The 13,146-nt window shown below is 49.7% G+C and carries 8 protein-coding genes; 3 read left to right on the top strand and 5 right to left on the bottom strand.

The genetic code is table 11. From position 1 onward, the window contains the following. Window positions 1-252: 252 nt before the first annotated feature. Window positions 253-756 carry an FHA domain-containing protein gene (locus ACXLDX_RS15355; RefSeq protein ID WP_457578065.1) on the top strand — a complete coding sequence of 168 codons (504 nt, stop codon included), beginning with the start codon at window positions 253-255 and terminating at the stop codon, window positions 754-756. 97 nt (window positions 757-853) lie between these two features. Here the strand turns inward: ACXLDX_RS15355 and folP are convergent, their stop codons facing one another. The 4 genes from folP to carA form a co-directional block, all read right to left on the bottom strand. Further along, window positions 854-1,657, bottom strand: a complete 804-nt coding sequence (gene folP, locus ACXLDX_RS15360; RefSeq protein ID WP_457578066.1) for a dihydropteroate synthase — start codon at window positions 1,655-1,657, stop codon at window positions 854-856. Beyond that, the gene (gene ftsH, locus ACXLDX_RS15365; RefSeq protein ID WP_457578067.1) at window positions 1,657-3,657 is read right to left on the bottom strand and encodes an ATP-dependent zinc metalloprotease FtsH; all 2,001 of its coding nucleotides are present in this window, start codon (window positions 3,655-3,657) and stop codon (window positions 1,657-1,659) included. Before ftsH ends, folP begins: the two co-directional genes overlap by 1 nt. Before the next feature lie 560 nt (window positions 3,658-4,217). Continuing rightward, window positions 4,218-7,430, bottom strand: coding sequence for a carbamoyl-phosphate synthase large subunit (carB, locus tag ACXLDX_RS15370; protein WP_457578068.1), 3,213 nt, complete (start codon window positions 7,428-7,430; stop codon window positions 4,218-4,220). Window positions 7,431-7,487: 57 nt separating this feature from the next. After that, entirely contained in the window at window positions 7,488-8,615 is a 1,128-nt protein-coding gene (gene carA / locus ACXLDX_RS15375) for a glutamine-hydrolyzing carbamoyl-phosphate synthase small subunit (RefSeq protein ID WP_457578069.1), read from the bottom strand. 364 nt (window positions 8,616-8,979) lie between these two features. On the opposite strand from carA, the gene ACXLDX_RS15380 reads away from it, so the two are divergent. Further along, window positions 8,980-10,422 (top strand): acetyl-CoA carboxylase biotin carboxylase subunit, encoded by a 1,443-nt coding sequence (locus tag ACXLDX_RS15380; protein ID WP_457578070.1) that lies wholly within the window; start codon window positions 8,980-8,982, stop codon window positions 10,420-10,422. Between the two features lie 41 nt (window positions 10,423-10,463). Beyond that, complete coding sequence (locus ACXLDX_RS15385; protein WP_457578071.1) at window positions 10,464-12,368, top strand: biotin/lipoyl-containing protein; 1,905 nt, start codon at window positions 10,464-10,466, stop codon at window positions 12,366-12,368. A gap of 132 nt (window positions 12,369-12,500) precedes the next feature. Here the strand turns inward: ACXLDX_RS15385 and ACXLDX_RS15390 are convergent, their stop codons facing one another. Then, window positions 12,501-12,902: a hypothetical protein gene (locus tag ACXLDX_RS15390; protein ID WP_457578072.1), complete on the bottom strand. Its 402-nt coding sequence runs from the start codon at window positions 12,900-12,902 to the stop codon at window positions 12,501-12,503. Between the last annotated feature and the right edge of the window lie 244 nt (window positions 12,903-13,146).

Here is a 13,146-nt window from a genome sequence, read left to right on the forward strand (position 1 = left end):
GAAACTCAGCCAAATTGTGGATGTGCCTGTTTTATCAGGCTAGCCTACGGTCAAAAATCACTGGAAATCTCAATTGATAAGGAATTCAAATGAAAAAGTGTCAGTCTAGATCATTTTATAATCAGTCTAATGTGATTTTTGAAATACGCCTGATAAAACAGGCCCAATCCCCAGACTCACAAATAACAGGCTGAGTTTCATACGTAATCAGTTAAGTCAATGACATTGTGTAACAGGTGTGAAGGTTTTTTTATGGTTGACAAAAAAGAAATTCTTGCAAGGTTTCTGCCGAAGGCCGCTTTGAAGGCAATTACTGATGAAGCGGTCGAGGCTGTACCGGTGAATCATATTGATGATGATCTGATCATTATCAGGGAATTTCCCTTCAAAGTGGGCAGGGAATCGAGGGTTGCAAAGATAAATGGTCGCCTGGAGGCCATTGAGCGGCCCAAAAAAGATTTAAACAGCAAACCAAATAATGATCTCTACCTCATTGACCGTGGTCATCTGCTGAATATTTCCCGGGAGCATTTTCAGATTGAGCTGCGTGAAGACGGGAAATTCTACCTGGTTGACAGGGGCAGCGCCTGCGGAACAAGAGCGGGAGAGGTGGTTCTCGGTGGGGCGGATAAGGGAGGTACGACGGAATTGGCCGATGGTGATGTTATCTGTGTTGGGACCGGAAATTCTCCATACCTGTATCGTTTTATCAGTTTTCTCGAATATCAGATCGTTTCTCGCCGGGAGCCTGTCTGAGAAAAACCATTTTTCTCAATATCGTTAGAGCCGGGAAATGCCTGTTTTTCAACTGAACACGTTCATATAGCTTCTTGCTCCCCCGTGACCAGCTACGTTACGACAGGACAGCTTCAGCTACCAGGAGCGCCTCGCGGGTGGCAGCCACATTATGTACCCGGATGATATCAATATTTTTCCTGCTGCAGAGGGCAGAAACAACTGCTGTCGCCGTATCTCTTTTTTCTTCTGACTCAACACCTGTAATATCCCCGAGGAAACGTTTGCGACTGTGGCCCAGAAGCACTGGCAGGCCAAACTCTGAAAACCTGTGCAGTTCCCTCAGGAGAGTCAGGTTGTGCTGGAGAGTTTTACCAAAACCGATACCTGGGTCAATGATGAGCCTCTCCTTGTTTATTCCGTAAGCAGTTATCTTTTCTATCCGTTCCTGAAAAAATGTCATAATTTCAGTTACAACATCATCGTATTCCGGTTTGACCTGCATATCGGAGGGACTCCCCTTCATATGCATGATGATGAGCGGCACATCCGTTTTTCTGACAAGGGCAATCATATTGGGATCCTTTCTGAGAGCGGAAATATCATTAATGATATCCGCACCTGATCCAAGGGCGGCTTCGGCCACCAGTGCCTTGGTTGTATCTATGGAAATGGGAACCGTATGCGTTTTCCTGATGGCGGAAATAACAGGAATGACTCTCTGCATCTCCTCTTTCACGGAAACAGGATCAGAAAACGGCCGGGTTGATTCTCCGCCAATATCTATAATATCCGCTCCCGCCTCAACAAGACGATCCACCTGGGCAAGAGCCCTGTCAAGGGTTGAGAAATTCCCGCCGTCGGAAAAAGAGTCGGGGGTAACATTGAGAACCCCCATGATTTTGACCTTTGGCTTTTTCATTATTTTTCGTCGGATTCTTTCCCGCCTGGAGTTTCATCTTCCTGAGCCGGTTCCTGCCTTAATTCCTGTTCCGGTTCGGCGGTTTTCTCTTCTTGCGGTTCTAAATTGGTTGAATCCTCTTCCTGAGACCTCTCTGTTTCAGCTTCAGGTTCTTTTTTCTGTTCCACCACCGGATCCTTTTTTTTCTTAAAGGTGTATTTCCCGGGACGCAGTTCTTCGATAAGGGCTTCAATATCATCAAGAACAATGGTCTCTTTTTCCAGCAGCTCTTCAGCCATGCGGGTCAGGATATCCTTGTTTTCCTCAAGCAGGCCGGTCACCGTTTCAACAGCCTTGTCAATAATTTTCCGTACAGCCTGATCAATTTTGCGCGCTGTCTCCTCACTGAAATCCCTGGTCTGACCAATTTCCTTTCCAAGGAAGATCTGCTCTTCCTTTTTACCGTAGGTCAGTGGGCCGAGATCATCACTCATCCCCCATTCACAGACCATCTTGCGCGCCATTCCGGAAGCCCGCTCAATATCGTTGCCGGCCCCGGTTGTGATTTCATTAAAAATAATCTGTTCTGCAATACGACCACCATAGAGAATACAGATAGTGTTATGCAGATAGGTTTTCGAATGGGTGTATTTATCGTCCGTCGGCAGCTGCATGGTGAGACCAAGAGCGCGGCCTCTGGGAATAATGGTGACTTTATGCAGGGGATCGGTATCCTCAAGCAGCCAGGCAATAAGGGCATGGCCGGCCTCGTGGTAGGCGGTAACCTTCTTTTCCTTATCGTTAATGATCATTGAACGGCGCTCCGCCCCCATCATGATCTTGTCTTTTGCCTTTTCCAGTAATTCGAGATCAATTTCCTTTGCACCTGTGCGGGCAGCCATGAGTGCTGCTTCGTTGACCAGGTTTTCCAGGTCAGCCCCGGAAAAACCGGGTGTACCGCGGGCGAGTACGTCAAGATCGACTTCCGCGGACATTTTCGTTTTTCTGGCGTATATCTCAAGAATTTTTTTCCGGCCCCGTACGTCAGGTACAGGTACAACAACCTGGCGGTCAAACCGACCGGGACGCAGAAGGGCCGGGTCAAGAACATCGGGGCGATTGGTGGCGGCAACAATGATCACGCCGTCATTGGTCTCAAAACCGTCCATTTCAACCAGAAGCTGGTTAAGAGTCTGTTCGCGTTCGTCATGACCGCCGCCAAGTCCTGCACCGCGATGGCGACCGACAGCGTCAATCTCGTCAATAAAAATAATGCAGGGGGCATTCTTTTTGCCCTGGGCAAACATATCCCGGACCCGGGAAGCACCCACACCCACAAACATTTCAACAAAATCTGAACCGGAAATACTGAAAAAGGGGACATCCGCTTCACCGGCAATGGCTTTGGCAAGGAGTGTTTTACCGGTTCCGGGAGCGCCGGCGAGCAGCACCCCTGTGGGGATACGACCTCCAAGAGCAGTGAATTTTCCGGGATCTTTTAGAAAATCAATAATCTCCTCCAGTTCTTCCTTGGCTTCGTCAATACCTGCAACATCGGCAAAAGTGACCTTGTTGTCACTCTGTTCCGTCAGTTTCGCCCGGTTTTTGCCAAAAGAGAGGGCTCCACCTTTGCCGCCTCCCTGCATCTGGCGCATGAAGAAAATCCAGACGGCTATCAGCAGGAGCATGGGGAACCAGGAGACAAAAATGGTCATAAAAACAGAGTCTTTCTGGACCTCTTTCACGGTAATATCCACACCGGCCTGGCGAAGGATAGGGATGAGTTCCCGGTCGGTAACCGGATATACCGTTTTGAAGGGAGTCCCATCCTGCAGAGAACCGGTTATCGTGTCGCCACTGATGGTTACACGGTTTATGGACTTGTTGTCGACGTTGGCTATGAACTCACTGTAAGTGAGCGAATGCATATTACTCTGTGGCTTGTTGAACAGGTTGAAAAGAAGGATCATGGTCAGACCAATGACCAGCCACATGCTCAGATTTTTGTAAAAAGTATTCAAAGAGGCCTCCAATGGCTCCGGGAAAAATTTAGTGTTGTGTTCTGATGTGTTTGAATTGTTAAGGAAAAAAAATAAGAGGTGAAGCAATTATTCCGCTGTCCTGACACTATGGTAAAACATAATACTCTTTTGTCACGTCCGAAACGCATTTTGCTCTCTAAAGGGCACCTTGAAAAATTGTCTATTTACCTCGATCCCGGTGTTGTTGTAAAACGAAAAAATGCTCTTATTTTAACAGATTAAAAGATCTATACTGACATTTTTTCTTTCAAATTCCTTATCAATTGAGGTTTCCAGTGATTTTCCAGATTACCCTCAATGTCGTTAATTAAGCGATGAGTCCCATTCTGACCTCGTCCGAGGGACGCCATAAACCCGTCCCTGGGGGCTTGACTGCAGCCGTCCTGGCTGCAGACACCCTCGTCCAAGGCCAGAATGGGACTTTCCTGAACCATCTTGTTCTTAAAATAATGACATTGAGATTACCCTATATTATATCCTCTGTTAACATTTTTTTGCAATCGGCAAGTTGAGCGTTTTACTCTATACACGCTGCGGATTTATGTAAAGTACTGTACCGGCTGTACGCCAAGCTCATTTTTCACAAGTTCTCCCATGCCCTTGACCAGGGCCTTTGCGCCGCTTGTCGTGGTAGTGTAGGGAATGTGAAAGTCAAGGGCTGCCCTCCTGATAGTGTAGGAATCCTCCGTTGTCCGTTTTCCAAGGGACGTATTGACAATCCATGAAATTTCATTGTCACGGATTTTATCGAGAATATGGGGGCGGCCCTGGGAAATTTTATTGATATGGGTGCATTCGATACCTGCCTTTCCCAGGAATGCAGCGGTGCCGCTGGTGGCCAGAATGGTAAATTTCAGTTCAAGCAGGGCTTTTGCCACCGGGACAATATTTTTCTTGTCACCGTCCCTTACACTGATAAATACATTTCCGGATCTGGGCAGAGTTGCACCTACCGCCAGGTGAGATTTGACAATAGCCAGACCAAGATTGTCATCAATTCCCATGACTTCGCCAGTTGACTTCATTTCCGGCCCCAGGAGGGTGTCGACATTTTCAAAACGGTCGAAGGGGAAGACGGCCTCTTTTACCGCCCAGTGACTGATTTCAACCTCCCGGGTCATCCCCAGCTCCTCAAGGGTGGCGCCCAGCATAACCTTGGTGGCCAGTTTGGCAAGGGGGACCCCCGTGGCCTTGCTGACAAAGGGAACGGTACGGGAAGCCCGGGGGTTGACCTCCAGGACGTAGAGCTGCTCATCTTTGACGGCGAACTGTACATTCATGAGACCGATAACACCGAGCTCCACGGCCATGGCTCTGCTTGCCTGCCTGATTTCTTCCACCAGGGATTCTGATAGAGTATGGGGCGGGAGTACACAGGAGGAGTCACCGGAATGGATGCCGGCTTCTTCCACATGTTCCATGATCCCGCCGATAATGGTGTTGGTGCCGTCACTGATGGCGTCCACATCCACTTCGATGGCGTCCTGGAGGAATTTATCTATGAGAACAGGATGTTCAAGACGTTCTCCGCCCATTGCCCGCATAAAGTCCCTGATGCCGTGGTCGTTGTAGACGATTCGCATATCACGGCCGCCGAGGACGTAGGATGGACGGACGACCACGGGATAGCCGATTCTGCCGGCTGCGCTGATGGCTTCTTCAACCGTGAAGACCGTATCGTTTTCCGGCTGACGCAGACCGAGTTTCTGCAGAAACTGCTGGAACCGTTTCCTGTCCTCCGCCCGGTCTATGGCATCCGGCTGGGTACCGATCACCTTTACTCCTGCCTGTTCCAGGGGAACTGCCAGGTTCAGGGGAGTCTGGCCTCCGAATTGAACAATGACTCCGTCCGGTTTTTCCTGTTCGATGATATTCAGGACATCTTCCCGGGTGAGAGGCTCAAAATAGAGCTTGTCCGAGGTGTCGTAATCAGTGGAGACAGTCTCCGGGTTGGAATTGACCATAATTGATTCCACCCCGATCTCCCTCAGGGCGAAGGAGGCATGAACACAGCAGTAGTCGAATTCGATGCCCTGACCGATACGGTTGGGGCCGCCGCCCAGGATGACGATTTTTCTGCCCTCGGTGGTAATTGCCTCGTTTTCCTGTTCGTACGTGGAGTAAAAATAGGGTGTGTAGGATTCAAATTCCGCCCCGCATGTATCAACAAGTTTATAGACAGGAGTGACTGCCAGTTTTATTCGCAGTTCGCGGATATCATTTTCGCTTGTGCCGGTGAGAAAAGCAAGCTGCCGGTCGGAAAAACCGCGTTTTTTACAGAACCGGAGGAAATCCCTGTCCAACCCCTGGAAGCCTTTTTTCAGGATCTCTTCTTCTGTTTCCACAATCTGTTTGAAATTATGGAGAAACCAGGGATCAATTTTTGTATGGCTGTACAGTTCATCAAGCCCCATGCCCCGTTTGAGTGCTTCATAAATTTCGGCAATCCTTTTGGAACTTGGCTGTCTCAGTCCCTTTTCCAGGTCCTCCTGTTCAAGGTCTGTCATAACCTGCTTTCCGTCTCCGCCAAAACCAAAGCGTCCGGTTTCAAGGGAGCGCATAGCCTTTTGAAAAGCCTCCTTGAAGGTTCTGCCGATGGACATGGTTTCGCCCACCGATTTCATGGCGGTGCTCAACACGTCGTCCGCTTCCGGGAATTTTTCAAAGGTCCAGCGGGGAATTTTCACTACGCAGTAATCGATGGTCGGTTCAAAGGCGGCGCAGGTGACTCTGGTGATATCGTTACGAAGTTCGTCCAGGGTATAGCCCACGGCAAGCTTGGCAGCGATCTTGGCGATTGGAAAGCCGGTGGCCTTTGAAGCCAGGGCCGAACTCCGGGAGACCCTGGGGTTCATCTCAATGACCATCAGCTCTCCGTCATCGGGATTGACGGCAAACTGGACGTTGGAACCACCCGTTTCCACACCGATTTCCCTGATAATGGCAATGGCCGCATCGCGCATATCCTGGTATTCGCGGTCGGAGAGAGTCTGGGCCGGGGCAACGGTGATGCTGTCACCGGTGTGAACACCCATGGCATCAATGTTTTCGATGGAACAGATGATGACCACATTGTCGTTTCTGTCCCGCATCACTTCAAGCTCATACTCCTTCCAGCCGAGCAGGCTTCTCTCCAGCATGATCTCTGTTGTCATGGAGAGATCAAGTCCGGATGTGCAGAGTTCTTTTAACTCCTGGCGGTTATAGGCGACCCCGCCACCTGTTCCCCCTAGAGTGAAGCTGGGACGGACGATAATCGGAAAACCGATTTCATCACCGGCTGCCATGGCATCCTCAATAGTCTGGACAATGGCGGATTCGGGAACCTTCAGGTTGATTTTTCGCATGGCATCCCTGAACTCCTCCCTGCCCTCAGCCTTTCTGATGACTTCAATATTGGCGGCCAGCAGTTCCACATTGTACTCGTCCAGTACTCCCATTTCCGCCACCTTGATTGCCGTATTCAGGGCGGTCTGTCCACCAAGGGTGGGCAGCAGGGCATCCGGACGTTCTTTTCTGATAACCCTGGCCACGAACTCGGGGGTTATCGGCTCGATATAAGTGGCATCCGCCAGTTCCGGATCGGTCATGATAGTGGCCGGATTGGAATTGATCAGGATGACTTCGTATCCTTCTTCCTTCAGGGCCTTGACTGCCTGGGCGCCGGAATAATCAAACTCACAGGCCTGGCTGATGATGATCGGGCCGGAGCCGATGATAAGGATTTTCTGTATGTCTGTTCGTTTCGGCATGACTTTATTATATAAATGAAATGGAGTGGTTACAGTATGACCGGGCCGCTGCCTGTATCAGTTGTGTTTCCTGACCATGTCGATGAAGCGGTCAAAAAGATAGACGGCGTCATGGGGGCCGGGAGCATGTTCCGGATGGTACTGGACCGAAAACACCGGGTGTTTTTTATGCCGCATTCCCTCAACACTGTTGTCATTGAGGTTTATGTGGGTCACTTCAACCTCTTTTTCATCCAGACTCTCAGGGTCGACACAGAAACCGTGATTCTGTGAAGTTATTTCCACATGACCTGTCGCCAGGTCTTTTACGGGCTGATTGCCGCCCCTATGGCCGAATTTCAGTTTGTAGGTGGTTCCGCCATAAGCAAGAGCAAGAATCTGGTGTCCCAGGCAGATACCGAAGATCGGCTTTTTGCCGAGCAGGGCGCGGATAGTTTCTACAACACCCTCAACTCCTTCAGGATCACCGGGACCGTTCGAGAGAAAAATTCCATCGGGATTCATAGCCAGCACAGTATCGGCAGAAGTGGTGGCAGGTACTACCTGTACCTGGCAACCTTTCTCCGTCAGCAGCCTGAGCTGGTTAAATTTTATACCAAAATCATAGGCGACTATTTTCAGAGGATTTTCGTTGCCGGATTCGGCGGTGGAAAAATCTGTTCCCGGAACCGGTCTGTTGCCTGACCAGCCGTAAGGTTCATCACATGTGACCCGTTTCACCATATCCCGGCCTACGAGTCCGGACCAGGAGCGGGCACGTTCAACAAGGGATTCACGGTTCAGGTCTTCAGTGGAAACAATCCCTTTCATGGCTCCTTTTGAGCGGATATGTCGTACCAGGGCACGGGTGTCAAAGTCCTCGACCCCGAGAATATTATACTCGTTCAGAAAATCGGCCAGGGACATGGTTGAACGGTAGTTGGATGGAAATCCGTTGTATTCCCTGATCAGGAATGCCATAGGGTGAATGGCGGCGGATTCCATGTCCTCCGGGGTAACACCGTAATTGCCGATTAGCGGGTAAGTCATGGTGACGATCTGCCCTGTGTAGGAGGGATCGGTGAGGATTTCCTGGTAGCCGCTGAGGGATGTATTGAAGACGATTTCGCCTACAGCTTCCCCATGGCCGGTGAAGGAGCGACCTTCAAAGATCGTGCCGTCCTCCAGGGCTATTAGTGCTTTCATTAACATTTTCCTCTTTGTTTGAAGAGTGTAAAGGTTGTGAAGGTGGTGTTCACCATTTTAAGGATTTTGGACTGCGTGGAAGGGTATTGTTTTAGCCCTCATGATCCAGGCAAAACTACAATATATAACCTGAAAGATAAGAAATCGTCAACTGGAAATGGTGGTAAAAATAGAAAAGCCGACGGCTTGGTGGCAGTTGTATATGGAAAGATTGGCAGACGATTCCCAGTAGAGATATTTGATTGATTGATTTGTTAAGGAAAACTGATTAGAATGGGGCCCATTAAAGAGGTTGCTTGTTCTGTGCAACTGTCTCCGGTTGAATGCATTTTTATTTTTTATTTTTTATTTGTAAGGAGTTCCATTGAAAAAGAAAATTTTAGTAGCGAACCGTGGGGAAATTGCGATTCGACTGATCCGGGCGATTCAGGAACTGGGCCATGACGCAGTGGCAGTCTATGAAGCCCCCGACGAAATGTCACGACATATCAGAATAGCGGATGAAGCGATCCTGCTGGGGGATGGACCCCGCTGTGATTATCTTAATATTGCCAAAGTAATTAAGGCAGCGAAGACATCCGGGGCCTGCGCAATTCACCCCGGTTACGGTTTTCTGGCTGAGAACCCGTTTTTTGCCAGAGGTTGTGAGGAGGCGGGAATCACCTTTATCGGCCCCTCTTCCGAGATAATCACTAATCTCGGCAACAAGGTTATCGCCAGGAAAATCATGGCCGATGCCGGAATTCCCATGGTTCCTGGAACCCCCAATCTTTCCCAGGGGCAGGAGGGGATTGACGAAGCGTTGGCATTCGGGGAAGAATACGGTTACCCGGTGATGCTGAAGGCCACCTCGGGTGGTGGCGGACGCGGGATCCGGCGTATTGAAAACAGCGAAGAAATGGTGGAACAGATTCCTGTCGCCCGTTCTGAAGCACTGGCTGCCTTTAACGATGATTCCGTCTACCTTGAAAAGGTGGTTCTCAATCCGAAACATGTTGAGGTTCAGATCCTTGCGGACAGTTTCGGCAAGACCCTGCACCTGGGAACCAGGGACTGCTCTATCCAGCGGAGAAACCAGAAACTTGTGGAAATAGCCCCGTCAATGATCGAGGACAAGGCTCTGCTGGACGAGATTTGTGAAACTGCGGTCAGGGCGGCTAAGGCAGCCAGGTATTTCAATGCCGGAACCGTCGAATTTCTCATTGACAGCGATTACAACTACTATTTCATGGAGATCAATACCCGTGTTCAGGTTGAGCACACGGTGACGGAGATGATAACGGGTATTGATATTGTCAGAAACCAGATCAACCTGGCCTTCGGGCAGCCGCTTTCTTTTACCCAGGACGATGTCAAGCCGAGAGGTCACGCCATTGAAGTGCGGATCAATGCGGAAGACCCGAAGAACGATTTTCTTCCGGAAGGAGGAAAGGTTGTGGAAGTCTATCGTTCAACGGGTGGTTTCGGTGTACGTCTCGATGGTTTTGTTTACCAGGGTTATATTATCCCCGAGGTGTATGATTCCCTGCTGGTCAAACTGACGGTGCATGGTTTCACCTGGGAGGAGACCGTTGGCCGGTTGAGACGGTGTCTGCAGAATTTTGCCATCAGAGGGCCTAAAACAACAATCCCTTTTTATGAAAATATTGCCAGGGAAAAGGATTTTCTTTCAGGGAATTTTGATACTTCTTATCTGGATACCCATCCCCATCTTTTTGTCTATGAGGATGATGCCAGTGAGGTGGCCAAACTGGCCAGGCTGATTTCGGAGATTCATTATTACCGGGAAAACCCATATGCTGTATGAGATGATTTGCCATAACGACGACTTTTTTACAGGAAAGACATATGACAAGAATTAACCAGGGAACGGCGGCGGACGATATCGTCAAGACGCTGAGAGATGCCGAAGGGTATTATATAACTAATACGGCCAGGGATCTGTCCCAGTCCGATTTCAAGAACCGGATACTGCTCCATACGGACCTGCTTGCAGCTCCCGCCAGGGAGCGGGCGGGCTATTTTTCACTGGAAATCACCGGAGGTGCTTCAATCCATGTTGATATCCTGCGAAAACAGGTGGACCCCTTTCTCAAACTGAAGAAACTCCGGTCGGCCATGCCCAATACCATGTTTCAGACCCTTTGCAGGGGCGTGAATCTTTTTGGTTATCGGCCATATCCCCAGAATGTGATTCGTTTTACGGTAAAAGAGTTTGCCAAATATGTGGATGTGTGGCGAACCTTTGACTTTATGAATCACGTGCCGAATATGATAGCCGTGTTCGAGGAAGTGGGCAAGGCCGGCAAACTCAATGAACCGTGCATCTGCTTTTCCACGGGGCCGGAACACACTGATGAGTTTTATGTGGCCAAGGCGGGAGAAATAATTGATGTAACGGGGCGGGACATCGTACTCTGCATAAAAAATCATGGCGGCCTCGGCACTCCCACGAGGATCGGGCGGCTGGTGGATGCGCTTAAACAGAAATACCCCGATATCCCGATTCATTATCATGGTCACAATACAGACGGTAATGATGTGGGCAGGATCACCGAGGCAGTGAAAAATGGTGCAACTATAATTGATGCGGCCGATTTTGCCTTTACCGGTTATTACGGTCCGCCGCCCATTCTCAGTGTGGTCCAGGCTCTGGCCGAATTTGGTCATGTGGCCATTGGGCTTGATGAAGAAGCGGTGATAGAGACATCGGAAGTTATTCGTGATCAGCGCCGGTATTATGAGCAGTTCGAGTCCCAGATCAAGGGATTCCAGCCCACGGTCCAGATCCATAAGCTGCCGGGCGGTGCCATGGGCTCGAGCCTGGAGCAGGCGTCAAAGGGCGGTTTTCTTGACAAGATGCCGGACATCCTCCATAAGGAGCTGCCCCGGGTGCAGAAGGAGCTGGGCAATTACTGGTCAGTGACACCGGGATCACAGATTCTCTGGACGACCGCGGTCTCCAATGTACTGGGTGGAGAGCGTTACGGCAATCCATCGGGAGATCTTCGCAATCTGCTTCTTGGCAAGTACGGGCCGTTTCCTTTCTATCAGCCGGAGGAGTGGATTTTTGAAAAGGTGCTGGGGGATGACTGGAAAAAGGTCCTTGAAGAAGAGGGCGGTGTGGAGGATATTGAAAATATAGATCTTGCCCATGAACGTTACGCCCTGGCTGAGCATCTCGGGGTTGAACCAACGGATCAGCAGCTCATCCTCTATCTCCAGCATCCCAATGATGCCGTTGAGTTTTTTAAGTTTGAGGAAAAATACGGCAGAGTGTATGTGCTGCCGCCTGCGATCTTTTTTCATAGGGGTGGGTTTGAAGTTGGAGATAAACTGGCCTTCAGGGATCACCAGGGCAAGGAACATATGATTGAGGTTGGTCCCTCTCCAGTAACCGATACAGGTGAGACTACAGTTTATCTGGCTGTTGATCATCATCAGCATATCTTTGAGTTTAAACCCGATATCGCGACTTCGGAAAAAGGTGAGCCGGTTCTCACCAAGGAGGAGATCCTTGATCTTGCGAAGCTGGGGGATATGCGCTCTCCATTTGCTGGAAATATTGTGGAAATATCGGTGGATGAAGGTCAGGAAGTTCTCGTGGGTGATCGTATCGCCATCATGGAAGCCATGAAGATGCAGACACCGGTTCTGTGTGAAATGAGTGGAATCGTGACATCAATTTTTGTCAAGAAAGGCGATGCCTTAAAACCGGGTGACCGGATTATAAAAATTGACCGGGATGAGTGAATCCGTAACTGCTCGCAGGTGGCACAGATTTTTGCAGGCTCTTCTGTTTTCTATAGCCTGCCATGCGGATAAACGAGACCGTGAAAAAACGGGCTGCCAGTGAGTCACTGAGTTTGCCGGTGCGGTTGGTGTTTAAAAGAGAAGTCGGTGTCGGAACATTTTCGGGGCATGGGAGCTGATGGAGGCCAGGACAAAAGCGGCCAGCACAGCTCCTTTTGCCGGAAGGATACCGTGGAAGGCTGCGCCAAGCAGCAGCAGTTTGATCAGAGTGCAGACGCCTGAGACTTCTCTGTACAGTTGTCGGTGTCGCATGGCTTCCGTGAACACCAGGGCAGCACCGCTGAGAATGACCAGACCGAGATAAAATGGAGGGGGAGTCCATTCCCCGTTGAGGAGATAGTCTGCCAGAAAAATGGCGGCTCCAACCTGGTGTGCGGCCCTGATGCCGATGGAAAGATTGAGGACCCAGAACGGACGATAGCCGGTTTTCCCCAGTCCTGTCTTGTTGGATCTGTCCTGTTTGTCTTTTTTCATTCTGATTACGTATGAAACTCAGCCGTAACTACTCATAGGGGTAGCAATTATATGATTTTATTACCTCTGAACTGTAATTGCTCGCAGGTGCCACAGATTTTTGCAGACTCTTTTGTTCACTATAGCCTACCTATGCGGACACAGGAGACCGTGAAAAGCTGGGGTACCTGTGAGTAATTACCCTGGAAATTTTATTTTTTCATTGAGGAATGTCTGGCAAGAAGTGACTGCAGTTTCCAGGGTG

This window comes from Desulfomarina sp. (assembly GCF_054039375.1).